This window comes from Pseudomonas sp. BIOMIG1BAC (assembly GCF_001705995.2).
Lineage (GTDB): Bacteria > Pseudomonadota > Gammaproteobacteria > Pseudomonadales > Pseudomonadaceae > Aquipseudomonas > Aquipseudomonas sessilinigenes.
Genome location: NZ_CP049045.1, coordinates 6,063,272 through 6,087,948, shown reverse-complemented (window position 1 = coordinate 6,087,948; position 24,677 = coordinate 6,063,272). Strand labels below are relative to the sequence as shown.

Annotated in this window: 20 protein-coding genes; 3 read left to right on the top strand and 17 right to left on the bottom strand. The window is 63.2% G+C overall.

All coding sequences use genetic code 11. The features are described from left to right. Positions 1-92 precede the first annotated feature (92 nt). Positions 93-2,942, bottom strand: a complete 2,850-nt coding sequence (gene gcvP / locus ATY02_RS28125) for an aminomethyl-transferring glycine dehydrogenase (protein WP_068579166.1) — start codon at positions 2,940-2,942, stop codon at positions 93-95. Positions 2,943-2,952: 10 nt separating this feature from the next. After that, positions 2,953-3,336 carry a glycine cleavage system protein GcvH gene (gene gcvH, locus ATY02_RS28120; RefSeq protein ID WP_068579169.1) on the bottom strand — a complete coding sequence of 128 codons (384 nt, stop codon included), beginning with the start codon at positions 3,334-3,336 and terminating at the stop codon, positions 2,953-2,955. A 29-nt stretch (positions 3,337-3,365) separates the two neighbouring features. On the opposite strand from gcvH, the gene ATY02_RS28115 reads away from it, so the two are divergent. Next, positions 3,366-3,602 carry a hypothetical protein gene (locus ATY02_RS28115; protein WP_141698308.1) on the top strand — a complete coding sequence of 79 codons (237 nt, stop codon included), beginning with the start codon at positions 3,366-3,368 and terminating at the stop codon, positions 3,600-3,602. A 120-nt stretch (positions 3,603-3,722) separates the two neighbouring features. Here the strand turns inward: ATY02_RS28115 and ATY02_RS28110 are convergent, their stop codons facing one another. The 7 genes from ATY02_RS28110 to arcD (ATY02_RS28080) form a co-directional block, all read right to left on the bottom strand. Beyond that, on the bottom strand, positions 3,723-4,136 hold the full coding sequence (locus tag ATY02_RS28110) for an anti-virulence regulator CigR family protein (protein WP_068579171.1): 414 nt from the start codon (positions 4,134-4,136) through the stop codon (positions 3,723-3,725). Positions 4,137-4,254: 118 nt separating this feature from the next. Then, positions 4,255-5,763, bottom strand: coding sequence for a sigma-54-dependent transcriptional regulator (locus tag ATY02_RS28105; RefSeq protein WP_068579172.1), 1,509 nt, complete (start codon positions 5,761-5,763; stop codon positions 4,255-4,257). A 165-nt stretch (positions 5,764-5,928) separates the two neighbouring features. After that, positions 5,929-6,288 (bottom strand): DUF5064 family protein, encoded by a 360-nt coding sequence (locus tag ATY02_RS28100; RefSeq protein ID WP_068579175.1) that lies wholly within the window; start codon positions 6,286-6,288, stop codon positions 5,929-5,931. Positions 6,289-6,356: 68 nt separating this feature from the next. Beyond that, on the bottom strand, positions 6,357-7,286 hold the full coding sequence (arcC, locus tag ATY02_RS28095) for a carbamate kinase (RefSeq protein ID WP_068579177.1): 930 nt from the start codon (positions 7,284-7,286) through the stop codon (positions 6,357-6,359). Between the two features lie 62 nt (positions 7,287-7,348). Then, complete coding sequence (locus ATY02_RS28090) at positions 7,349-8,359, bottom strand: ornithine carbamoyltransferase (RefSeq protein ID WP_022640460.1); 1,011 nt, start codon at positions 8,357-8,359, stop codon at positions 7,349-7,351. A gap of 77 nt (positions 8,360-8,436) precedes the next feature. Beyond that, complete coding sequence (gene arcA, locus ATY02_RS28085) at positions 8,437-9,693, bottom strand: arginine deiminase (protein ID WP_068579179.1); 1,257 nt, start codon at positions 9,691-9,693, stop codon at positions 8,437-8,439. 49 nt (positions 9,694-9,742) lie between these two features. Next, positions 9,743-11,170 (bottom strand): arginine-ornithine antiporter, encoded by a 1,428-nt coding sequence (gene arcD / locus ATY02_RS28080; RefSeq protein WP_068579181.1) that lies wholly within the window; start codon positions 11,168-11,170, stop codon positions 9,743-9,745. Between the two features lie 453 nt (positions 11,171-11,623). On the opposite strand from arcD (ATY02_RS28080), the gene arcD (ATY02_RS28075) reads away from it, so the two are divergent. Both arcD (ATY02_RS28075) and ATY02_RS28070 read left to right on the top strand, forming a co-directional pair. After that, the gene (gene arcD, locus ATY02_RS28075) at positions 11,624-13,051 is read left to right on the top strand and encodes an arginine-ornithine antiporter (RefSeq protein ID WP_068579182.1); all 1,428 of its coding nucleotides are present in this window, start codon (positions 11,624-11,626) and stop codon (positions 13,049-13,051) included. Beyond that, complete coding sequence (locus ATY02_RS28070; protein WP_068579184.1) at positions 13,048-13,938, top strand: DNA-3-methyladenine glycosylase family protein; 891 nt, start codon at positions 13,048-13,050, stop codon at positions 13,936-13,938. Before arcD (ATY02_RS28075) ends, ATY02_RS28070 begins: the two co-directional genes overlap by 4 nt. A 12-nt stretch (positions 13,939-13,950) precedes the next feature. On the opposite strand, the gene ATY02_RS28065 is transcribed toward ATY02_RS28070, so the two are convergent. The 8 genes from ATY02_RS28065 to gap form a co-directional block, all read right to left on the bottom strand. Beyond that, complete coding sequence (locus tag ATY02_RS28065) at positions 13,951-15,300, bottom strand: CoA transferase (RefSeq protein ID WP_068579186.1); 1,350 nt, start codon at positions 15,298-15,300, stop codon at positions 13,951-13,953. Positions 15,301-15,409: 109 nt separating this feature from the next. Then, the gene (locus ATY02_RS28060; RefSeq protein WP_068579189.1) at positions 15,410-17,554 is read right to left on the bottom strand and encodes a methyl-accepting chemotaxis protein; all 2,145 of its coding nucleotides are present in this window, start codon (positions 17,552-17,554) and stop codon (positions 15,410-15,412) included. Between the two features lie 186 nt (positions 17,555-17,740). Beyond that, positions 17,741-18,142, bottom strand: coding sequence for a YbaN family protein (locus tag ATY02_RS28055; RefSeq protein ID WP_068579191.1), 402 nt, complete (start codon positions 18,140-18,142; stop codon positions 17,741-17,743). Positions 18,143-18,254: 112 nt separating this feature from the next. Next, positions 18,255-18,863 (bottom strand): biliverdin-producing heme oxygenase, encoded by a 609-nt coding sequence (locus ATY02_RS28050; protein WP_068579193.1) that lies wholly within the window; start codon positions 18,861-18,863, stop codon positions 18,255-18,257. A gap of 110 nt (positions 18,864-18,973) precedes the next feature. Further along, complete coding sequence (locus tag ATY02_RS28045; RefSeq protein WP_068579196.1) at positions 18,974-21,592, bottom strand: TonB-dependent receptor; 2,619 nt, start codon at positions 21,590-21,592, stop codon at positions 18,974-18,976. Positions 21,593-21,714: 122 nt separating this feature from the next. Beyond that, positions 21,715-22,683 carry a FecR family protein gene (locus ATY02_RS28040; protein WP_068579198.1) on the bottom strand — a complete coding sequence of 323 codons (969 nt, stop codon included), beginning with the start codon at positions 22,681-22,683 and terminating at the stop codon, positions 21,715-21,717. 114 nt (positions 22,684-22,797) lie between these two features. Continuing rightward, positions 22,798-23,316, bottom strand: coding sequence for an RNA polymerase sigma factor (locus ATY02_RS28035; protein WP_068579200.1), 519 nt, complete (start codon positions 23,314-23,316; stop codon positions 22,798-22,800). Between the two features lie 137 nt (positions 23,317-23,453). Next, the gene (gene gap, locus ATY02_RS28030) at positions 23,454-24,458 is read right to left on the bottom strand and encodes a type I glyceraldehyde-3-phosphate dehydrogenase (protein ID WP_068579201.1); all 1,005 of its coding nucleotides are present in this window, start codon (positions 24,456-24,458) and stop codon (positions 23,454-23,456) included. Positions 24,459-24,677 lie beyond the last annotated feature (219 nt).

Sequence of the window (24,677 nt, the reverse complement as noted above, 5' to 3'; positions counted from 1 at the left end):
ATAGCGGCAGCGGTAAGTCACAAGCCGCAAGCTGCAAGTCAGAAGTCGGGCGACTCTTGCTTGCAGCTTGAGGCTATTAGCTTATTGCTGCCTTAAGCGTAGTTTTCGATCGACGGGCAGGCGCACACCAGGTTGCGGTCGCCGAACACGTTGTCGACCCGACCCACAGGAGGCCAGTACTTGCCTTCGATCAACGAAGCCACCGGATACACCGCTTGTTCGCGGCTGTACGGATGGCTCCACTCGCCCACCAGTTCGGCAGCCGTGTGCGGAGCGTTCTTCAGCGGGTTGTCGTCCTTGTCCAGGGCGCCGTTCTCCACCGCGCGGATTTCCTCGCGGATACGGATCATGGCGTCGCAGAAGCGGTCCAGTTCTTCTTTGGATTCACTTTCGGTCGGTTCGATCATCAAGGTGCCAGCCACCGGGAACGACATGGTCGGGGCATGGAAGCCGAAGTCGATCAGGCGCTTGGCCACGTCGTCGACGCTGATGCCACTGCTGTCCTTCAATGGGCGCAGGTCGAGGATGCATTCGTGGGCTACCAGGCCGTTGCTGCCGGTGTAGAGCACAGGGTAATGCTCTTCCAGGCGACGGGAGATGTAGTTGGCATTGAGGATCGCCATCTGCGAGGCACGCTTGAGGCCGGCACCGCCCATCATGCTGATGTACATCCAGGTGATCGGCAGGATGCTGGCGCTGCCGAACGGCGCGGCGCAAACCGCGCCTTGCTTGTTGGCCAGGGCCGCATGGCCAGGCAGGAACGGTGCCAGGTGCGACTTGACGCCGATCGGGCCGACACCCGGGCCGCCACCGCCGTGGGGAATGCAGAAGGTCTTGTGCAGGTTCAGGTGGGACACATCGCCACCGAACTTGCCCGGGGCGCAGAGGCCGACCATGGCGTTCATGTTGGCGCCGTCGATGTACACCTGGCCGCCGTTGTCATGAATGATGCCGCAGATCTCGCGGATGCCTTCCTCGAACACGCCGTGGGTCGATGGGTAGGTGATCATCAGCGCAGCGAGGTGCTCGCGGTGCTCGATGGCCTTGGCTCGCAGGTCTTCGATATCCACGTTGCCACGGGCGTCGCAGGCGGTGACCACCACGCGCATGCCGGCCATGTTGGCGGTGGCCGGGTTGGTGCCGTGGGCCGAAGACGGGATCAGGCAGATATCGCGACGACCTTCGCCACGGCTCTGGTGATAGGCGCGGATCGCCAGCAGGCCGGCGTACTCGCCCTGGGAGCCGGCATTGGGCTGCAGGGAGACGGCGTCATAGCCGGTGGCGGCGCAGAGCATCGCTTCCAGTTCGCTGGTCAGTTGCTGGTAGCCGGCACTTTGCGCGGTTGGAGCGAAGGGGTGCAGGGCGCCGAACTCGGCCCAGGTGATCGGGATCATTTCGCTGGCGGCGTTGAGCTTCATGGTGCACGAGCCCAGCGGGATCATGGTGCGGTCCAGGGCCAGGTCCTTGTCCGCCAGCTTGCGCAGGTAGCGCATCAGCTCGGTTTCCGAGTGATAGCGATTGAAGACCGGATGGCTGAGGATCGCCGACTGGCGCACCAGTGCCGCAGGAATGCGACTGGAAGTGGCCTTGGCCACGGTGGCGAAGTCTGGCACCGACTTGCCCTCGGCCAGCAGTGTCCACAGGGTCTCGACGTCGGCCTGGGAGCAGGTTTCGTCCAGGGACAGGCCCAGGCGCTCGGCGTCGATCACCCGCAGGTTGATGCGCTGTGCACGCGCCTGCTCATGCAGCGCGGCAGTGCGGGCACCGGTGTGCAGGCTCAGGGTGTCGAAGAAGCCTTGCTGCTCGACAGGCAGGCCCATTTCGGCCAGGCCCTGGGCCAGGATCGCCGTCAGTTGGTGGATGCGCTGGGCCATTTGCGCCAGACCCTTGGGGCCGTGGTAAACGGCATACATGCTAGCGATGTTGGCCAGCAGTACCTGGGCGGTGCAGATGTTGCTGGTGGCCTTCTCGCGGCGGATGTGCTGCTCGCGAGTCTGCATGGCCAGGCGCAGCGCCGGCTTGCCGAAACGGTCCACCGAGACGCCGACCAGGCGGCCGGGCATGTCGCGCTTGAACGCATCGCGGGTGGAGAAGTAGGCGGCGTGCGGGCCGCCGAAACCCAGCGGTACACCAAAGCGTTGGGCGCTGCCGATGGCCACGTCGGCGCCGAATTCGCCCGGCGGGGTCAACAGGGTCAGGGCCAGCAAGTCGGCGGCGACGGCCACCAGGGCGTTGGCAGCATGGAAGCGCTCGGTCAGCTCGCGATAGTCGAACAGATCGCCGTTGCTGGCTGGGTATTGCAGCAGGGCGCCGAAGAACGGGCTGACATCGGTCAGTTGACGTTCATCGCCCACCACCACATTGATGCCCAGCGGTTCGGCCCGGGTACGCAGGACGTCGAGGGTCTGCGGATGGCAGTGCACGGAAGCGAAGAAGGCATGGCTGCCCTTGTTCTTGCTCAGGCGCTTGCAGAAGGTCATGGCTTCGGCGGCGGCGGTGCCTTCGTCGAGCAAGGAGGCGTTGGCGATCGGCAGGCCGGTGAGGTCGCTGATCAAGGTCTGGAAGTTCAGCAGGGCTTCCAGGCGGCCCTGGGAAATCTCCGGCTGATACGGGGTGTAGGCGGTGTACCAGGCCGGGTTTTCCAACAGGTTGCGCAGGATCGGCGAAGGGGTGTGGCAGTTGTAGTAGCCCTGGCCGATATAGGTCTTGAACAGTTGGTTCTTGGCGGCGATGGCCTTGATCGATGCCAGGGCCTGGGCTTCGCTCTGGCCGTTGCCCAGTTCCAGTACGCTAGTGCCCTTGATGCTCTCGGGGATCACACTGGCGCTCAGGGCTTCCAGGGAGTCGAAGCCCAGGCTGGCGAGCATGGCTTGCTCATCGCCCTGGCGCGGGCCGATGTGGCGGCTGATGAATTCGTTGGTGGTGGTCAGGTTGACGGTCATGGCGGACTCCTCAGGCCTGGGCGTTGGCTTGGATCAGGCGGTCGTAGGCGTCCTGGTCCAGCAGTTGGCCAACGGCAGCGGCGTCGGCAGGAATGAAGCGGAAGAACCAGCCTTCGCCCAGCGGGTCTTCGTTGACCAGCTCCGGGCTGTCTTCCAGGGCCGGGTTGGTGGCTACCACTTCGCCATCCAGGGGCATGTACACGCCGCTTGCCGCCTTTACCGATTCCACGGTGGCCGCTTCGGCCCCTTTTTCGTAACCCTGCAGTTCAGGCAGTTGCACAAACACCACATCGCCCAAGGCGTTCTGGGCGAAAGCCGTGATGCCGACGGTGACGCTGCCATCGGCTTCGGTACGCAGCCATTCGTGATCTTCAGTGAAACGCAACTCGCTCATGGAAACTCCTTAGGGCCAGATTTCGTCTGGTGGACGCGATTGAATGCTCGGGCCAGGCCGAGCCGAATGACGATGTCCATAGCAAGAATGTGGCCAATATTGATTTATTTCTTATAAATCAATTGGTTATTGATGTTTTTAGGATCTGGGGATTTGTTCGCTGTAGCGAAATCGCTACAGTAGAGAGCCCTGAAAAAACGCTTTGGGTATCAAAGCCTTGGGCGACGGTGCTTGGCTCTGGCTGTATCGAAATCGTTCCACTGTAGCGCTTTCAGTACAGGTAAAGGTCGTTTCCAGGCGTGCAGCCGGTGATGGAGCCTGGCAGGGCCGACAACCAAACTCTTCGGCCCCCAGGCTCATTGGCCCTGGCCTGCGGTCACTGGGATTCAATCGAGAATGCCGTGCAGCACTTCATAGATCACCCCAGTGGCGATCGTCACCAGGATCAGGTCGGTTCCGGCTTGCTGCCATTCATAACCGTCGTAGCGAGGCAGATGCCCGAGCAGCCGGCCATCGAGTTTCTTCGCAATGCCGGGTGGGAGCGGTTTGCCCCGAGCGAGTTTTTTCTGGATACCGGGAGGCAGTGACGGGCCGGGGCTCCAGTACCCCCGGTTGCCCTCGAGGATGCCGCGTATCCCGCCTGGGTCGATGGATGGACCCGCCTGGCGGTCACCGGCATTTCCTTGATGGCCATGCTGTTCGCCATGGCCTTTGCCTTTTCCCGGGTCTGCCTGCGGTGAAAGGCAGGTGCCGACCAGGGCCGCGCCCAATGCGACCACCAGCAGAGACTTGGTTTTCATGCCCGGTCATCCTCGTATGCCTGCCCGAGTGTTTGAGCGTAGCTGCTGTTCAATAGGGCGTAAGGATGAAGGCGCCGCAGGGGCTCATCGGGCGTGCAGCAACAGGCATGAGGGGCTTTCAGGCCTTGCCGGGGATACCGTATTTGCGCAGGCGATGGGCGATGGCGGTGTGGGACGTTTGCAGTCGGCTGGCCAATTGCCGGGTGGAGGGGTAGTTGACGTAGAGGCTTTCCAGCAGCTCCTTCTCGAAGCTTTCCACGGCCTGTTCCAGGCTCTGTACCTCGACATCGTTCTGGCGTGCCACCGACGTACCGGCGATATCCAGGTCACCGATGTCCACCAGGTTACTCTCGCAGATCGCTGCGGCCCGGAAGATCACATTCTGCAACTGGCGCACGTTGCCTGGCCAGCGATTGCCCAGCAGCGCCGGGTAGGTGCCCGGCGTCAGGCGGCATACCGGTCGCTGGATCTGGGTACAGGCCTGCTGCATGAAGTAGCGGGCCAGGAGCAGGATGTCCTGGCCGCGCTCGCGCAACGGCGGTACCTCGATGTTCAGCACATTGAGGCGGTAGAACAGGTCCTCGCGGAAACTGCCCTCGCTGACCATTTTCTCCAGGTCGCGATGGGTCGCGCTGAGGATGCGCACATTGACCTTGATCTCGCGGTCGCCGCCGACGCGACGAAAGCTGCCGTCGTTGAGAAAGCGCAGGAGCTTGGCTTGCAGGTAGGGCGACATCTCGCCGATTTCATCGAGGAATACCGTGCCCTGGTTGGCCAGCTCCATCAGCCCTGGCTTGCCCCCGCGCTGGGCCCCGGTGAAGGCCCCCGGGGCATAGCCGAACAACTCGCTCTCGGCGAGGTTTTCCGGCAGCGCGGCGCAGTTCAGCGCCAGGAACGGCGCGCTGTGGCGGGTACTGATGGCGTGACAGGCCCGGGCCACCAGTTCCTTGCCGGTCCCGGTTTCACCCTGGATCAGCAACGGGGCATCCAGGGCCGCTACCCGCTGGGCCCGGGCCTTGAGGGTACGGATCGCTGGCGATTCGCCGAGCAGGGCGTCGAAGCCTTCGGCGTGATCGTGGTGCAGCGCCGACAACTGCTCGCCAATACGGTTGGGCTGGTACAGGGTCAGCAGCGCACCGGCATCGGTGATGGGGGTGGCATCGAGTAGCAGGGTCTGGCCATTGAGGATGATTTCCCGAAGGGGCAGGCGAAAGCCGTTTTCCAGGAGGGAGGCGAGCAGGCCAGGGTCGGCAAACAATTCGGCGACGCTTTCTCCCGCAGGTTCGCGACCGCACAGGGCAATCAGCGCCGGGTTGGCCAGCAGGACCTTGCCGGCGCTGTCCAGGGCCAGCACTGGATCGGTCATGGCTGCCAACAGGGCATCGAGCTGCAGGTGGCGACGTTGGCCGGGCAGGATGTCGACCACGGTCACTGCCTGTACACCTCGTACGTTGAACAGGGCGTCGCGCAGCTCTTCCAGGACTTCGGGGCTCAGTGTCGGGGCGTCTATGTAGACGTTGGGTGGCACCATTTCCACCGCATCCAGGTTGAGATTACGTCCACCCAGCAGGGCCAGGACTTCCTGGGTGATGCCGACGCGGTCGATGAAGCTGACATGGATACGCATGGGGTGACGGAAGGTTCTGGGACACTGAGGGGCGCCAGTATGCCTTGGACGAAGGGCTTAGTCGAAATCGTCGCGGCTATCGTGCAGCCCTGCGGGGCGCTTGCATCAGGCACGGAGCCGATGCCAGGCAGGGGGGGCCGGCCGACTCCTGCGCAAGGCGAGGTGCTATTCCAGATGCTCGGGTTTCATCGGGTCGCCGGGCTTGATGTCCAGTTGCCTGCGCACGTCTTCGAACATCTCGTCGTAGTACTTGTGCAAGGACGAAATATTCGCGCTCTTGGGCATCCCGTGTTGCTGGGCGATACGCGCGGCATGGCGGGCGAAGTCGAAGGCCTGGTCCTTGGCCAGGAAGAACTGCTCCTTGAGGGGCTTGTCCTCGATGGTGCCGTGCAGGGTGAACTGCATGCCGCGACCCTCCTTGGGGTCCTGGGCCAGTTCATAGTCGATGCACAGGTTGTAGCTGTAGTCGTCCTTGTTCAGCGCATGGCGCTCGATATGCAGGTGACCGGGCTCAAACATGGCCATAGGCGTTGTCCTCCTGGGCGTTGAAGAGGGGCAGGCGATGGGCCTGCCCGTGTTCCAGCAGCGGGCGTCTACAGGTAGCTGATGCCGGGTTTGCCTGTGCTGATGCGCGTACCGGCCTGGCCCTGGACGATGGCTTCAATGTCCGAGAGTGAACCGATCACCGCGACTTTTCCAGTCTGCCGGGCGAATTCGCAGGCCGCCTGGACCTTGGGTCCCATGGAACCGGCGGCAAAGCCGAGCTTCTCGATTTCGTCCGGATGGGCCTGGGCAATGGCCTTCTGGGTCGGCTTGCCGAAGTCGACGAACGCCGCGTTGACGTCGGTGGCGATCACCAGCAGGTCGGCTTCCAGTTGCCGGGCCAGCAGTGCCGAGCACAGGTCCTTGTCGATCACCGCCTCGATGCCCTTGAGCTTGCCGTCCTCGCCATACAGGGTCGGGATACCGCCGCCACCGGCGCAGATCACGATGCTGCTTTTTTCCAGCAGCCACTTGATCGGACGGATCTCGAAGATGCGCTTGGGTTTCGGGCTCGCCACTACACGGCGGTACTTGTCACCGTCCGGGGCAATGGCCCAGCCTTTTTCCTTGGCCAGCTTCTCGGCTTCTTCCTTGTCGTAGACCGGGCCGATGGGCTTGGTCGGGTTCTTGAAGGCCGGGTCCTTGGCATCCACTTCCACTTGGGTCAGCAGCGTGGCGAACGGCACCTCGAAGTCCAGCAGGTTGCCCAGTTCCTGTTCGATGATGTAGCCGATCATGCCCTCGGTCTCGGCGCCGAGTACGTCCAGCGGGTAGGGCGAGACCTGGGTGTAGGCCGCCGCCTGCAGCGACAGCAGTCCCACTTGCGGACCATTGCCGTGGGCGATCACCAGCTGGTTGCCGGGATGGATCTTGGCGATCTGTTCGGTGGCGATGCGGATGTTGGCGCGCTGGTTGTCCGCGGTCATGGGTTCACCACGGCGGAGCAGGGCGTTACCGCCCAATGCAACGACGATACGCATAATGCAGTCCTTCTAGAGTCCGGTGCCGGCGCTACCTGGGCAGCGCCGGTGCCGAAGGGGAATTACAGGTCGGCCAGGGTCGAGACCAGGATCGCCTTGATGGTGTGCATGCGGTTCTCCGCCTGCTCGAAGGCGATGCAGGCCGGGGACTCGAACACGTCATCGGTGACTTCGATGCCGTTGGCCAGGTGCGGATACTGCTCGGCGATCTGCTTGCCGACCTTGGTATCGCTGTTGTGGAAGGCCGGCAGGCAGTGCATGAACTTGGTCCGTGGGTTGCCGGTGGCCTTCATCAACTGGGTGTTGACCTGGTAGGGCAGCAGTTGCTCGATGCGCTCGGCCCAGGCTTCCACCGGCTCGCCCATGGAGACCCAGACGTCGGTGTGGATGAAGTCCACGCCCTTGACCGCGGCTTTCGGGTCCTCGGTGAGGGTGATGCGCGCGCCGCTTTCCTCAGCGTATTTCTTGCAGCGCTCGACCAGGTCGTCATGGGGCCACAGGGCCTTGGGCGCGCAGATGCGCACGTCCATGCCGAGCTTGGCGCCCACCAGCAGCAGCGAGTTGCCCATGTTGTTGCGGGCATCGCCCAGGTAGGCGTAGCTGATTTCGTGGATCGGCTTGTCGGCGTGCTCACGCATGGTCAGCACGTCGGCGATCATCTGGGTCGGGTGGTATTCGTCGGTCAGGCCGTTGAACACCGGTACCCCGGCGAACTTCGCCAGTTCCTCGACGATCTCCTGCTTGAAGCCGCGGTACTCGATGGCGTCGTACATGCGCCCCAGCACCCGGGCGGTGTCCTTCATGCTTTCCTTGTGGCCGATCTGCGAGGAATTGGGGTCGATGTAGGTGACGTTGGCCCCTTGGTCATAGGCCGCTACCTCGAAGGCACAGCGGGTACGGGTGGAGGTCTTTTCGAAGATCAGGGCGATGTTGTTGCCCTTCAGGTGCTGCTGCTCGGTGCCGGTGTACTTGGCGCGCTTGAGGTCGCGGGACAGGTCCAGCAGATAGCGCAGCTCGCGTGGGGTGTGGTGTTCCAGGCTCAGCAGGTTGCGGTTGTGGATGTTGAAAGCCATGGTGATTCTCCTCGAATTCAGTGATCGGCCCGACCGGCGCCGGGCGGGCGCGGTCGGACAGCGGGTCGTCTAAAGGCTCAGTAGTCGATCGGGTCGCGCACGATCGGGCAGGTCATGCAGTGGCCGCCGCCACGGCCGCGACCCAGTTCGCCGGCGCTGATGGTGATGACTTCCACGCCGGCCTTGCGCAGCAGGGTGTTGGTGTAGGTATTGCGGTCGTAGCCGATGACCACGCCGGGCTCCACGGCCACCACGTTGTTGCCGTCGTCCCATTGTTCGCGTTCGGCGGCGAAGCTGTTGCCGCCGGTCTCCACGACTCGCAGAGCCTTGAGGTTGAGGGCGGCGGCCACGGTGTCGAGGAAGTTGGTCTTCTCGCGCTGGATATCGATGCCGTGGGGCTTGCTCTCGTCAGGGCGCAGGGTGAAAGGAACGATCTGATTGACCACTTCGGGGAAGATGGTGACCAGGTCGCGGTCGCAGAAACTGAACACGGTATCCAGGTGCATCGCTGCGCGGGATTTCGGCAGGCCGGCAACGATCACTCGCTCCACGGCTTTGTTCTTGAACAGGTTGCGCGCCAGTTGGCCGATGGCCTGGTGGGACGAACGCTCGCCCATGCCGATCAGGACCACGCCGTTGCCAATGGGCATGACGTCACCGCCTTCCAGGGTGGAGGCGCCATGCTCCTGGTCGGGGTCGCCGTACCAGATCTGGAAGTCGGCGTTGGTGAACTCGGGGTGGAACTTGTAGATGGCGGTGGTCAGCAGGGTTTCCTGGCGTCGCGCCGGCCAGTACATGGGGTTGAGCGTCACGCCGCCATAGATCCAGCAGGTGGTGTCGCGGGTGAACTGGGTGTTGGGCAAAGGCGGCAGGATGAAGCTGGCGTGGCCGAGGAAGTCGCGGAACATCTCGATGGTCTTGCCGCCGAAGCTGCTGGGCAGGTCATCGGCCGAGACCCCGCCGATGAGGTATTCGGCGATCTTGCGCGGCTCCAGGCTGCGCAACCACGAGCCGACTTCCTCCACCAGCCCCAGGCCCACGGTGTTGGCGGTGATCTTGCGCTCCAGGATCCAGTCCAGGGCTTCGGGGATGGCGACGATGTCGGTCAGCAGGTTGTGCATCTCCAGCACATCGATATCCCGCTCGCGCATCTTGGTGACGAAGTCGAAGTGATCGCGCTTGGCCTGGGCCACCCACAGCACGTCGTCGAACAGCAGTTCATCGCAGTTGTTCGGGGTCAGCCGCTGATGGGCCAGGCCTGGGGAGCAAACCATGACTTTGCGCAGTTTGCCGGCTTCGGAATGGACGCCGTACTTAACTTTTTCCGTGGTCATTACTGTGATCCTCCAGAGGTAAAACAATCAGGGGGTATTGCCGGTGCAGCTATAGGGTCAGGAAGCCGTCGTAGAGTCCGTAGGCCGCCAGGGCGGCGCCCAGGAGCACGGCTGCGAAAATCAGCTTCTCTACACGGGTGAAAATCGGTTTGTGCAATTCCATCTTGGCCTTGGCGAAGAGCACCGCGCCGGGGGCGTACAGCAGGGCCGAGAGCAGCAGGTACTTGACCCCACCGGCGTACAACAGCCAGATGGCGTAGAGCAGGGCGATGCAGCCGATCACCAGGTCTTTCTTGCGCTCGGCCAGGGCCTGTTCGTAGCTTTCGCCACGTACCGCCAGGAGTACCGCGTAAGCCGCCGACCACAGGTACGGCACCAGGATCATCGAGGTGGCCAGGTAGATCAGCGACAGGTAGGTGCCCTTGGAAAACAGGGTGATGACCAGGAAGACCTGCACCATGACGTTGGTCAGCCACAGGGCGTTGGCCGGTACGTGGTTGGCGTTCTCGCGGCGCAGGAACTCCGGCATGGTGTGGTCCTTGGCGGCGGCGAACATGATCTCGGCGCACAACAGGACCCACGACAGCAGGGCTCCGAGCAGCGAGATGATCAGGCCGATGCTGATCAGCAGCGCGCCCCAGTGGCCCACCACGTGTTCCAGGACCGCGGCCATGGATGGGTTCTGCAGCTTGGCCAGTTCCGGCTGGGTCATGATCCCCAGGGACAGCACGTTCACCAGCACCAGGAACAGCAGCACGGTGATGAAGCCGATGACGGTGGCCTTGCCCACGTCGGAGCGTTTTTCCGCCCGGGAAGAGAAGATGCTCGCGCCCTCGATGCCGATGAACACCCAGACGGTGACCAGCATCATGTTGCGTACCTGGTTCATCACGCTGCCCAGGTCCGGGTTCTTCACGCCCCAGATGTCAGCGGTGAAGATGTCCAGCTTGAAGGCGAAGAGCGCGATCAGCACGAACAGCAGCAGCGGCACCACCTTGGCCACCGTGGTCACCAGGTTGATGAAGGCCGCTTCCTTGATACCGCGCAGTACCAGAAAGTGCACGGCCCAGAGCAGGACCGAGGCACCGATCACCGCCGCAGGAGTGTTGCCCTCACCGAAGATCGGGAAGAAGTAACCCAGGGTGCTGAACAACAGGACGAAGTAGCCGACGTTGCCCAACCAGGCGCTGATCCAGTAGCCCCAGGCTGAGGAGAAGCCCATGTAGTCGCCGAATCCGGCCTTGGCGTAGGCATATACACCGCCATCCAGGTCAGGTTTGCGATTGGCCAGGGTTTGAAAGACGAATGCCAATGTCAACATGCCGACTGCAGTAATTGCCCAACCAATAAGAACTGCCCCGACATCGGCGCTGGCTGCCATGTTCTGCGGCAAGGAAAAGATCCCCCCGCCAATCATGGAACCCACTACCAAGGCGACTAATGCGCCCAGTTTTAGTTTTCCGGGAGATTCAGACATTGCATGACTCCAATGCAGGAGAAGAGAGACTTCAGATTAAGTCTGTCGCCAATCCAAACTGCTGACTTGGATCAGTCAATTGCTGCATTTCGTTGTGAATGAATGACTTAAGACGTGTAGCGAGAGGTAGAATGCAGCCCTGCAAGGCCCATCCCATAAGGCTTTGATCTCCTTTCAAAGAGGCGGCTTCCATTATCGATGTCGATTGACGCTAGACCCTTTCAAAGAATATGCAAATCATCTCGCTCGCTAATTAAGGCGAGATGGGTGATGGCACTTGGCGCATACTCTTAACAAAATACTCGGTTATTCAGTGTGTTCTGGCGGGTGTTCGCGGAGTATCCGAATAAAGGATGGTTAATTGACTGTTACTATCAGAATCAATTTCCTAGAAAGTTATTTAATTGCGTCTAATTTTATCGCCAGGGCGACTCGCTGATATAAGGAGTAGGGATGTCACAACCGGCACAAAAACTTCAATTGGGTGCGCTGATCGCGTTGGTGGTGGGTTCCATGATTGGCGGGGGGATCTTTTCCTTGCCGCAGAACATGGCGGCCCGGGCCGACGCCGGGGCGGTCCTGATCGGCTGGGCGATTACCGCGGTCGGCATGCTGACCCTGGCCTTCGTGTTCCAGACCCTGGCCAATCGCAAGCCTGAACTGGATTCCGGGGTCTACGCCTATGCCAAGGCCGGCTTTGGCGACTACATGGGTTTTTCTTCGGCCTGGGGCTACTGGATCAGCGCCTGGCTGGGCAACGTCGGCTACTTCGTCCTGCTGTTCAGCACCCTGGGCTATTTCTTCCCGGTGTTCGGCCAGGGCAATACCCCGGTGGCCATCGGTTGTGCCTCGCTGCTGCTGTGGGCCGTGCACTTTCTGGTACTGCGCGGGATCAAGGAAGCCACGTTCATCAACCAGCTGACCACGGTGGCCAAGATCGTGCCTTTGGTGATGTTCATCGTGATCGCTGCGGTGGCCTTCAAGGCGGAGATCTTCACCCGCGATATCTGGGGGCACAGCAACCCGAATTTCGGCGGGGTGCTGGACCAGGTGCGCAACATGATGCTGGTCACGGTCTTCGTCTTCATCGGCATCGAGGGGGCCAGCGTGTACTCGGCGCGGGCGCAGAAGCGCGAGGATGTCGGGCGGGCCACGGTGATAGGTTTCCTCGGCGTGCTGGCGCTGTTGGTGCTGGTCAACGTGCTGTCGCTGGGGATCATGAGCCAGCCGGAGCTGGCCAGGTTGCAGAACCCGTCCCTGGCGGCGGTACTGGAGCACATTGTCGGGCCCTGGGGCGCCTTGCTGATCAGCATCGGCCTGGCGGTATCGCTGCTGGGGGCCCTGTTGTCCTGGGCCCTGTTGTGCGCGGAGATCCTCCACGCCACCGCGAGCGACCGGACCATGCCGGCGTTCTTGCGCAAGGAAAACGCCAACCATGTACCGGTCAACGCCCTGTGGCTGACCAACGTGATGATCCAGGTGTTCCTGTTGATCACCCTGGTCTCCGCCGGCACCTACACCAAGCTGATCTACCTGGCTTCGTCGATGATCCTGGTGCCCTATCTGTGGTCCGCCGCCTATGCGGTGTTGCTCAGTGGCCGTGGTGAAACCTACGAGCAAGCCACCGGGCAGCGGATGAAGGACCTGCTTATCGCCAGCATTGCCCTGAGCTACGCCATCTGGTTGCTGTACGCCGGAGGGGTCAAGTACCTGCTGCTCTCGGCCCTGCTCTATGCCCCAGGAGTGATCCTGTTTGCCAAGGCCAAGCATGAGCAGGGCGAGCCGTTGTTCACCCTGCCGGAGAAGCTGATCTTCAGTGCCGTGATCGTCGGCGCGTTGCTGGCGGCCTACGGCCTCTACAGTGGTTTGCTGGCGTTATGAATGAGCTGCGACTGCTGCTGCCCTATGCCGGGCCCTACGACTGGCAGGCGATGCTGGGCTTTCTGGCGCGGCGCGCCATCGCTGGCCTGGAGGTGGTGCAGGGCGAGGCCTACGCCCGGAGTTTCGAACTCGACGGACAGTCCGGCACCTTGAGCGTACGCCCGGGGCCAGGGGAGCAACTGGATGTGCGTTTCCAGTCGGCCGGCCAGGACTTGTCGCCGCAGCTGATCGGGCAGGTGGTGATGCGTGTGCGCCGCCAGTTCGACCTGGACGCCGACTTGCAGCGAATCGCTCGTGAACTGGCTGGGGACGAGTTGCTGCAGCCGTTACTACGCAGCCGTCCCGGATTGCGGGTCCCGGGAGCCTGGGATGGTTTCGAACTGGCGATCCGCGCCGTGCTGGGCCAGCAGATTACCGTACAGGGCGCTATCGACCTGGCAGGGCGGCTGGTGGCGTTGCACGGCCGCCCCTTGGCCTGTGGCGATCCCCTGTGGCCAGGGCTGAGCCATGTGTTTGCCACGCCCACGGCCCTGGCCTCGGCAGACCTGGCCGCGCTGGGGATGCCCCGCAGTCGTGCTCGGACCCTGTCCGGGGTGGCCCAGGCGCTGCTGGACGACCCGTTGCTGCTGGAGCCCAAGGGCAGCCTGCAGCAAGGTGTCCAGGGGCTGTTGCAACTGTCTGGAATCGGTGACTGGACGGCGCACTACATCGCCCTGCGGCACATGCGCGAGATGGATGCCTTTCCGGCGGCAGACGTCGGGTTGCTCAATGCCATGGCGACATTGCAGGGCCAGCGGCCGAATGCGCGCCAGCTGTTGGCCCGCGCCGAAGCCTGGCGGCCGTGGCGCGGCTATGCCGCGCAGCACCTGTGGGCGGCTGGCGGCTGAGTCACGAGGCCGCTACCACCACCTGGCCCGATGAGCGCCCAAGGGGCCTGCCGGGCAGTCCCACTGTAGCGGCGTGCCGCTGATGTTCAGGGGCACCTGAAGGCGATGAGCCGGTCCCCAGGCCGTCTGCTCCTGCACCAGCCCTTGATCCTCCGGCCCCTCGGGCCGCAGTCCGGTGCTGGCCTGTCCCTGGCTGGAATGATCGATCAGCAACCTGGCCGTGCGGGCCAGGGACAAACGGGCTTGCCCGCCCTGCTGCCAGGACGGGTCCAGGGCGCGCAGGGCGCTGGCTGCCATCAGGTAGCCGGTGGCGTGATCCAGGGCCTGCACCGGTAGGGGCGTGGGTTGTTCCGCTGCTTTCCAGGCCATGCCGGCCTCGGCGATGCCGCAGCTCATCTGCACCAGGCTGTCGAACCCCCGGCGGTTACGCCAGGGTCCGCTCCAACCGTAGGCGTTGAGGCTCACCTCGATCAGCCCAGGGGACAGGCGCTGGCGCTGTTCACTGTCATAGCCCAGGCCGTCCAGGGCGTCGCCGCGGTAGCCGTGCAGCAGCAGGTCGGCCTGGGCCAGCAGGCTTTCGAAGAGGGCGCGGTCTTCAAGAACGTGCAGGTCCAGGCGGGCGCAGCGCTTGCCCAGGGTCATTTCCGGTTCCACTGCCGGTTCGTTCCACCAGGGCGGATCGATGCGCAGCACGTCGGCGCCGAGCCCGGCCAGCAGGCGGCTGGCCACGGGACCGGCCAGGACCCGGGTCAGGTCCAGCACCTTGAGCCCGGCCAGCGGTCGCTCGCTGGACCGGCTCCAGGACTTTTTCCGAGGTTCGTGGCCGGGCAACCAATGCACCAGGGGCTCGCTGTTGACCGCCTGGCCCTGGGGGTGGACCTGCCACTGCTGCCAACTACGCATCTGCGCCGCGCAGCCACCGTGCTCGACGATGGCCTGTTCCAGCTCGTGGGCTTTCCAGCTTGCCACCCTGGCCGCCATGGCCGAACGCTCGCTGGCGGGGCCCAGGACCTGTTCGGCTACGGCCCGATGGTGAGGGGCATTGGTGTGCAGGCGAATCCAGCCGTCGCAGGTGGCGTAGTCGCCGGCAATCGGGTCCCAGAGTGCGGGCGGGCTCCAGCCCTGAGGACGCAGCGAGCTGGCGAACCAGAACGAGGCCAGGCGCCGGTCGACACTGACCGTAGGGCGCCGGCCGGTGTGGTGATACAAGAGTTCGGCGAGTGCCTGCCCGGCGGCACCGATGCTGGCGCTGGCCAGGTCGCTGACGGCAAAGGCCGAGGGCAGGGCGCCTTCGCCCTGTTCGTGGAGCTCGGACGGTGGCAGGTGCAGGGCGGCTTGAATGGATGTCAGTAGCGGGTGCATGGACAGCTCCTCTCGACAAGAGGAGGGCATTGCACCCTGAAATCCCATGGCCTGTCGAGGCGCAGGCGCGGGTCTTGTGACGCGGGTTGCCGCGTCACAAGGGCCGGACTCAGACGCGGAACTGGTCCATCAGTTTCATCTGCTGGGTCGCCAGGGCATTGAGCTGGCTGCTGACCTGGGCCGATTCGCTGGCCTGTTCGGTAAGGGTCTCGGTGACGCTACGGATTGCCGAGACATTGCGGTTGACCTCTTCGGCCACGGCGCTCTGTTCTTCGGCGGCGCTGGCGATCTGCAGGTTCATGTCGCTGATCACCGTCACCGCGTCGCTGATCTTGCCCAGGGCCAGGACCGCTTGCTGGATCTGCCCGGCATTGCTCTGCGCCTGATCCTGGCTGGCATGCATGGTGGTCACCACCTCGCGGGTGCCGCTCTGGATGCGTTCGATCACCACACGGATCTCTTCCACCGAGTCCTGGGTGCGCTTGGCCAGGTTGCGCACTTCATCGGCGACCACCGCGAAACCACGACCGCTTTCACCGGCCCGGGCGGCTTCGATGGCGGCATTGAGGGCCAGCAGGTTGGTCTGTTCGGCGATGCTGCGGATCACCTCCAGTACCGAACCGATCTGCTCGCTGCTCACCGCCAGGGCTTCGACTTCGCCCACGGCCTTGCTCACTTCGTCGGCCAGCAGGCTGATGTCGCGGGTGCTGCGCTCGATGATGGTCATGCCTTCCTTGGCCGACTGGTCGGCGCCGCGGGCGGCCTGGGCGGCATTGGCCGCGCTGCTGGCGACTTCGTGGGCCGTGGCGCTCATTTCGTTGGAGGCGGTGGCCACCTGGTCGATCTCGCGGAACTGCACCTGCATGCCTTCGCTGGTCTGGCGGGCGATCTCCGAGGACTGGTCGGCGGTGCCGCGGGCCTCGGTGATGCTCTGCTTGATCTGGGCGATGGTCGGCTGCAGCTTGTCGAGGAAGCGGTTGAACCAGCCCACCAGCTCGCCCAGTTCGTCCTTCTTGCTGTAGTCCAGGCGCTGGGTCAGGTCGCCGTCGCCGCTGGCGATGGCCTTGAGCATCTGGGCCACGCCGTTGATCGGCCGGGTCACGCCCGAGGCGCTGAGCCAGATCAGGGCCAGGCCCAGCAGGCCGGCACCGATGGCCACCAGCACGGTCTTGACCATGCCGCTGGTCTGGGCTTCATCCAGCAGGGCTTGCAGTTTTACCGAGTCGGCCAGCAGCACCTGTTGTGGTAGGTCGATGGTCACGCCCCAGGGCTTGGCATCGGCGATGGGGCTGAAAGGGTAGACCGCGCGAATCAGCTCGCCCTGTTGCAGGGTCTTGGCCTGGTTGCCGGTGACTGTCGCGAGAATGTCCTTGCCCTGGGCTGCGAAGGCGTCGTTGACGTTCTTGCCGACCTGGCTGGCGTCGGCGCCGACAGCCGCCAGCAAGCCACTGCCGGCGACGATCATCATGTGCCCGGCGCCATCGAACAGGAAGCGCTGGGCCTCACCGGCGGCGGCTTGCAGGGAGTCCAGGGCGATATCGATGCCCATGACCCCGATCACCTTGCCATCCACCAGCAGGGGCTGGGAGATGGTGGTCATCAGCACCTGTTTCTTGTCCTCGCCAATGGTGTCGGCATAAGGATCGAGCAGGCAGGTGCGGCGGTTGTCGCGAGGGCAGGTGTACCAGATGTTGTAGGGAGTACCGCTGAGGTTGAGGGTGGTCTTGGTCAGGTCCTCCTCGGCCATCACGGTGTTGAGCCCCTGGCCACCGGAACGACTCCAGTAGGTGGCGAAGCGCCCGCGCTCGTTGGACGAGCGAGCCGTATCGTTGGCGAACTCACTGTCCTTGCCATCCAGGGCGTTGGGTTCATAGGCCAGCCAGATGCCCAGTACCTTGGGATTGCGTTCGAAGGCGGTCTTGAGGCTGTGGTTGAGTTCCTCGCGCAGTACCGAGGCCTCCAGGCCACGCTTGCTGGCCATCTGGCGCAAGTCGCGGACCTGATCGGTCAGGGCGTTGAGCGCCACCTGGCTTTCACCGAAGGTTTTCTGGACCCGAACGGCCTGGTCGGTCGCCTTGGCTTGCAGCAGGTCCTCGACTCCAGCGGTCAGCATCCGTGTGCTGGAGGTATTGACCAACTGGTTGTTCTGCCGGCTCTGGTACAGGTTCATGCTGACGATCAAGGCCACCACGCCTAGCAGGCACAGGCCGGACAGCAGCACGATCTTCAGGCGAATGGAGAGAGAGTCGAACATGGGGCGATCTCGCGAAAGGACGGATGGATAGCACGGAGTCGGATGATTCCGCTCGCCAAGTCCATTTCAGCGCTATGCCCGCAACATCGGCTCGGACGGCCTTTGCGTGAGGTGTTGCCGACGAACGGTCATCTCCTTGACATATATGGCCCCACTGCCGAGGGCATAGCTGCCACGGAGCTGGATTCAGGAGGCCTGTGGCAGGCTCTCGGGGCGCGACCAGATCCACAGGTTGCCCAGGGTCATGCCGGCGATGGCGGCATACAGGGTCCAGTGATGGTTGAGCAGGGTCAGCATCAGCCCGGCGCACAGCAGCATGCTGACGGTGGCGCTGACCTTGGCCTTGCGGCTGACGATCCGGCCGTTGCGCCAGTTGCTCAGGATCGGCCCGAACAGGCGGTGGTTCTCCATCCAGGCGCTGAGCCTTGGCGAGCTCTTGGTGGCGGCCCAGGCGGCCAGGAGGATGAATTCGGTGGTCGGCAGGCCCGGCACTACGATGGCGATCAGGCCGATGGCCAGGCTGACATAGGCCAGCGCGCCGAACAGCAGGCGGGAGATTTTCGAGGGCGAGGGGCGAGTGGGGGTCATGGCGTCGATGATGAGGTAACGCGTCGTACGGCTCAATCCGCAAGGCGGGCAGGCCGACAGAATACCGTGGCGGGCAGGGACACTCCATGGCGCCCTGCCTGCAACTATCGGATCAGGCCGGCTGTGCCGCGCTGGAGTAAGCCTGTTCCAGCAGTACGGTGAAGCGGTTGAAGGCATCCAGGGCGCCCTTTTCCGCTGCCGCTTCTTCTTCGGCGCTGAACTGCAGGCCGTCGAGGATGCGGGTGAAGGTTTTCCAGCCCTCGGCACGCCCGCCGGCCGGTTCGCCCAGGTGACGGGCACCGAAGGTCTCGCTCAGGCCCAGGCCCACGGCGCGCTTGATCAGGAACGCTGCGCCAAGCTTGGAACCCTCGGACACGAAGATCCAGCCCAGGGCCTCGGCCTTGCTCGGGTTGCGCACGGCGCCGGCTACCGGGGCCGGTACTTCGGTGTCCAGGTCGGCGAGGTCGGCCTTGGCCGCTTCGGCGCGGCAACGCTCGGCCAGGTCCGGGACGATCGCGATCAGCTCGGGATCGTTGTACAGCTCCACCAGCTCCGACTGGAACAGGTACTGGGCTACCACGAAGCGGGCGAAGGCACCCTGGGTTTCAAAAGGTGCGTGGGCCTTGACCAGGGCATCGAGCTTGGAATGCGGCTCGTGGGTGATCTGGTTCAGGCGCTGGGAACGCAGGTGGTGAGGTTGGGCGCAAGCCTGGGCGGTCATACCGATGTCCTTGAGAATGAGAGGCACTTAGTGACTAGACGAACAAGAAGACGCGACACAGTAAAAAATCCTCACTGCCCTGAATGAAAAAGAGCAGTGAGGGGGCAGGGTCAGATATCCCAGACCAGGTTGACCGAGAAATTACGGCCCGGCATGGTCAGGCGGTCGAGGTTGGCCGGGGCCGTCTGTCCGGCTTCACCGACGCTGTCGTAGCCGCGTACGTCGTCCCAGTTCCAGTATTTCTTGTCGGTCAGGTTGTACAGGCCGGCATTGACGGTCAGGTCGTTGGTGACCTTGTAGAAGCCGGTGAGGTCGAGGATGCCGAAGCCGGGCGTCTTGAACTGACTGCTGGTCAGGCGTCCGTCCGGAGCCTTGAAGGTGCTGTCGTCGACCCGGTCCTTGCGCTTGACCAGGGTCCAGCTCAGCAACGCGCCGTAGTCATCCTGGTCGTAGCCCAGGCCGAACACGCCCTTGAGCGGATTGACGCTGTTGATCGGCTCGCCGTTGTCATTGTTGCGACCGTGGGCATAGGCCACCGAGGCCATGGTGTACAGGCCCTGGGGCGCGCCGAAGGCATCCAGGTTCAAGCGGCCCTTGGCTTCGGCGCCCTTGATGGTGGCGCGCTTGATGTTGTTGCTCTGGATGACGGCTTGCAGCGCACCGGCAGTGATCGCATCTTCGTTGATGAAGTCGCGGTATTGGTTGTAGAACACCGACACGTCGAAGGAACCGGCGTCGAAGCTGCCCCGCAGACCGGTCTCGATGCCTTTGCTGGTCTCTGGCTTGAGGTTGGAGTTGGGCTCGACGACGTAGCCACCGGCGATGTTCTCGAAGCGACCGTAGAGCGCCTTGGCCGACGGTGTGCGGAAGCCCTCGGCGTATTGGCCATAGGCGGTGTAGTGCTGGTCGAAGGCATAGGTCAGGCCGAATTTTGGTGAGACCCGGTGCCAGGTCTTCTTCTCGTCGCTGACCGGGAAGGCGCCGTTCGGGTTGACGGTATTGAGGAACTCCTGGGTCACGTGCGGCTTGAGCTGGATGTAGTCGTAGCGCAGGCCCGGGGTGAAGGTCCAGGCGTTCCAGCTGATCTGGTCCTGGGCGAACAAGGCGTAGCTATTGATGGTCGGGTCCGGGAAGTCACTGGATTTCTTCACGCTGTCGCTGGCGGTCGGGCTAGGGGCGCCGATGGCGGTACAACCCGCGCCGACCTTCAGGCAAGTGGCGGTGCCAAAGCGCGAGCCGGTAACCTTCTGCTGCTTGAGAGTGGTGCCGTAGGTCAGCTGGTGGTCGGTCTCACCCAGGGCGAAGGCCTTTTCCAGCTGAGCGTCGAATACCCATTGCTTTTCCTCGTACAGGGTCTTGCGCTCGCGCAGCACGTCACGGGCCACCGGGGTGTATATCGAGACCGGGTTATAGCGCTCGCTGGTGGTCTGGTCGGTCTTGGCGATCTGGTAGTTCAGGCTCCACTTGATCCGGTCTGCCACGGGGGATTCCAGGGCGAAGCTGTTTTCCAGGCCGAAGCGTTCCCGGGTGATGGTGTCGTTACCAGTGCGCGAGCGGTACCAGTTTTGCCCGACGCCGTTGATGAACAGGCCGCCTACAGCGCTTTTCTGGTTGGTGTCGCGGTCGTCCTTGTATTTTTCGTAGGTCAGGCCCAGGCGGGCGTCGTCCGCATAGTTCCAGCCCAGCTTGGCCAATACGTTGGTGGTGCGTACATCCTCCGGGTTAGCGGCGGTGCGACCCAGGCCGGTGCCGTTGTTGCTGCCGTAGGATTCGGTTTCGTGGCCATCGCGTCGACTCAGGTGCAGCAAGCCGTCGAACTCGCCGATGCGGCCGGCGAAGGTACCGGACTTCAACCAGCTTTCGTCGGCCGAGCTGTAGCCGGTCTTCAGGCGGGCACCGACATCCTGGCCGGGCTTGATGATGTCGTCGGGGTCCAGGGTGTAGTAGCTGACGGCACCGCCGATGGCGTTGCTGCCATACAGCACCGAGGCCGGGCCACGGAGGATTTCCACGCGCTTGACGATTTCCGGGTCGACGTAATTGCGGTTGGTCTTGGCATAGGGGCCGCTGAAGAAGTGCCCTGGAACCTCGACGCCATCGACCTGGGTCAGGATCCGGTCGCTGTCGATGCCACGGATGTTGTAGCCGCTGATGCCGGCACGCTGGCCGGCGCCACCTACCGACACGCCGGGTTCGTAGCGCACCAGGTCCTTGATATTGGTGACGTTCTGCCGGTCGAGCTCTTCCCGGGTGTGCACGCTCACGGTGCTGGGTACCGAATTGATGTCCTGTTCCTGGCGGGTGGCGCTGATGGTCACTTGCTGCAAGTTCACCGTATTCGGATTGCTGCGCTTCTCCAGGACGATGTTGTTGTTGCCCAGCTTGCGATAGCTCAGGTTGGTGCCGGCCAGCAGCCGATCCAGGGCCTTCTCCGGTGGCAGTGAGCCACGGACGCCCGGGGAGTTGACGCCTGTGCCCAACTCGGCGGGCAGGCCAACCTGCCAGCCCGTCACTGTGCTGAAGGCATTGAGCGCCGATACCAGGGGCTGCTGGGCAATGGCGAAGTTGTAGTTGCCCATGCGCTGGCTGGAACTGCCCGAGGTTTGCGCGGCCACAACGGGCGCAGCATGGGTGCCGGCCAGCAGGATCGCTGCGGTGAGCAGCGACAAGGTGCAATGTTGCAGGCGGGAGTTGGGAACAGGGGATCGGTAGTTGGGACGAGAAGACATCGAAAGCGCTCCGGGTCGCACGAATCTTTTATAGGTGCAGATTCACACGCAAAAATGCGAATCAATTGCATTGGCTATAACGAGACGTACGACCCGGGGTTGTCGCGTAAAAATAATTGTTCTCAATTGAGAATGACTAGCGCCGGTAGCTCCGACAGCCGCGCCGAGGTGATGTGGGCCAGGGAGCGGACCACATCCAGGGGCTGGTCGAGGCGATAGTTACCAGTGACGGCGACATTCGCCAGTTTGTCGTTGTTGTTGACGATCCAGCCGGGATAGTAGCGACGCAGCTCCGCCAGGACCTGGCTCAAGGGACAATTCTCGAACACCAGGCGACCTTCGACCCAGGCCAGGTCCTTGCTGGCATCGAGTTTGGCCGGCCGGTCGAAGCCCTCGGGGCCGACACGTACGCTTTCGCCAGCGCTCAGGCGCAGGCGCTGGTCGGCATGGGTCGCCCGCAGGTCGAGATCCCCGCGTTGTACCTGGACCTGGGCGATACCATCCAGGTAACGCACGGCAAAAGCGGTATCGCGCACGCTGGCACGCACCGGGCCGGCGTCCAGCTCCAGGGGCAGTCCGCGATTGCCCGGGATCTCGAAGAACGCCTCGCCCTGGTACAACCGCGCGGTGCGCCGGTGCTCGTCGATATCGCTGGAGAACGCCGAATTGGTATTGAGCAGTACTTGGGAGCCATCCTCGAGTTGCAGGCGCTGGCGCTCGCCCACCAGGGTCAGGTGGTCGGCTTGCAGGCGCAGGGGCAGGTTGCTGAAGCTGAACAGTCCCAGCACCAGCACAGCTGCGCTGGCCAGGGGTTTCCAGTGGGGCTTGAGACGGGACAGGAACGAGACTTTCGCAGGAGCGGCCAGGGCCAGGGCGCACTGGGCCACCTGCGGGCCGTTCCAGATGGCTTGGGCCTTGGCGAAGGCCTGGGGGTTGAGCGGCGACGCGCTGAGCCATTGCTGGAACTGACGCACTTGTTCCGGGCTTGGCTGTTCCAGCTCGATCAGCCAGTCCAGGGCCTGATCCATGGCCAGGGTGCTTGGGGTCGAGCCGGAGGGAGTGGGCGGCTCGGCACGGTGAGAATCCGTCACGGGTGTTCCTCGGCTGTGTCTGTGCACAGCTGTTTTTTCAATAGAGAGCGAAAGCCGGCCAAGGGTAGCAAAGGCCAGGGGGCTGACGCAGTCATTCTGCCTGGCAGTTGCTGTTCACTCGCCGTCCAGGCGCTCGGCGACACCAATGCAGATGGCCATGATCAGCTTCAGTTCCTTTTGTACCGTACTCAGGGATACCCCCAGTTCGTCGGCGATTTCCTGATAGCTGTGACCGTGTAGGCGGCTGAGGATGAAGATTCGCTGCTGGCGGGCACTGAGTTGACCCAGGCTGAGGTTCAGGCGTTCCAACAACTGTTCGGCGTGGGCGGCGTCCTCGGCGCTGCTGACTGGCGCGGCAACGCTTTCCAGCACCTGGGCCGGTACGTCCTCGAGCAGGGTCCGGTCCTGGATACGCCGGGCGCGCAGGTGGTCGAGCGCCAGGTTGCGGGCTGTCTGGAACACGAACGGTTCCAGGTGCGTGATGGTGCGCTCGGCAAGCGCCCGGGTCACGCGCAGGTAAGTTTCCTGCAGCAGGTCTTCGGCGGTGCTGTGGTTGTTGACCATCCGCTCCAGCGTGCGTAGCAGGGACGTTCGTTGAGTGAGGAAGACGTGGTTGAAGTGCGATTGACTCACAGCAAGGCCTGATCCATTTTTTAGCAGATGATAATGATTGTCATCTACGTCCGTGGTCAAGCCTTGTTTGGATTGTCTGGCCTGGCAGTGAGTCGTGCTGTGGCGGGAACCCGGGGCGATTCCCGCAGGTCAGCCATTCATTCGGCGTTGCACAGGGCCAGGCAGTTATCCAGCATGCGGTTGGAGAACCCCCACTCGTTGTCGTACCAAGCCAGGACCTTGAGCAGGCGGCCGCCACTGACCTTGGTGTGGTTGGCGTCGAAGATCGACGACAGCGGGTTGTGGTTGAAGTCGCTGGAGACCAGCGGCAGGGTGTTGTAGCCGAGGATCTTCGAGTGTTGGCTGGCGCTCTTGAGCAGGGCGTTGACTTCCTCGGCGCTGGTGTCGCGCTTGAGGGTCACGGTCAGGTCCACCAGGGAGACGTTGATCACTGGTACCCGTACCGCCATGCCGGTCAGCTTGCCGGCCAGCTCCGGCAGTACCAGGCCCACGGCCTCGGCTGCGCCGGTCTTGCTCGGGATCATGTTCTGGGTGCCGGAGCGGGCGCGGTAGGGGTCGGTGTGATAGACGTCGGTGAGGTTCTGGTCGTTGGTGTAGGCGTGGATGGTGGTCATCAGGCCGTTTTCGATCCCCAGCTCGCGGTGCAGCACCTGGGCCACCGGGGCCAGGCAGTTGGTGGTGCAGGAGGCGTTGGAGATGATCTGGTGCGATTGGCGCAGGATGTCGTGGTTGACCCCGTAGACCACGGTGGCATCGGCGCCCTTGGCCGGAGCCGAGATGATCACTTTGCGCGCGCCGGCCGTAAGATGGGCGGCGGCCTTGGCGCGGTCGGTGAACAGCCCGGTGCATTCGAACACCACGTCGATCTTCTCTGCGGCCCAGGGCAGCTCGGCCGGATTGCGGATGGCACTGACCGCGATGCGGTCGCCGTTGACGGTCAGGCTTTCCTGATCATGCTGGATATCGGCGTCGAACAGACCGTGGACAGTATCGTGCTTGAGCAGGTGGGCATTGATAGCGCTGTCTCCGAGATCGTTGATGGCGACGACCTGCAAGTCCTGGCGATAGCCTTGGGTATAGAGTGCGCGCAGGACGTTGCGGCCGATGCGGCCAAAACCATTGATTGCGATTCGAAGAGTCATGGGTAAGCGCCTGTCGTAGGATTTGTTGTTGGAATTACAAGATTATTCGCATAGAAATAGAAAACAAGCCTTTTTAGTGGCAGTATTTTGTTTTATCTACAACGAGTGACCTGAATCAACTGGTCCGAATGGTCAGGAATTTCCTCCACTGTCCCCCAGTGGCGGGGCTTTGGACCAGCATAGACAAACAGGTCGCCACATCCGTTAGCCTGGAGTTCT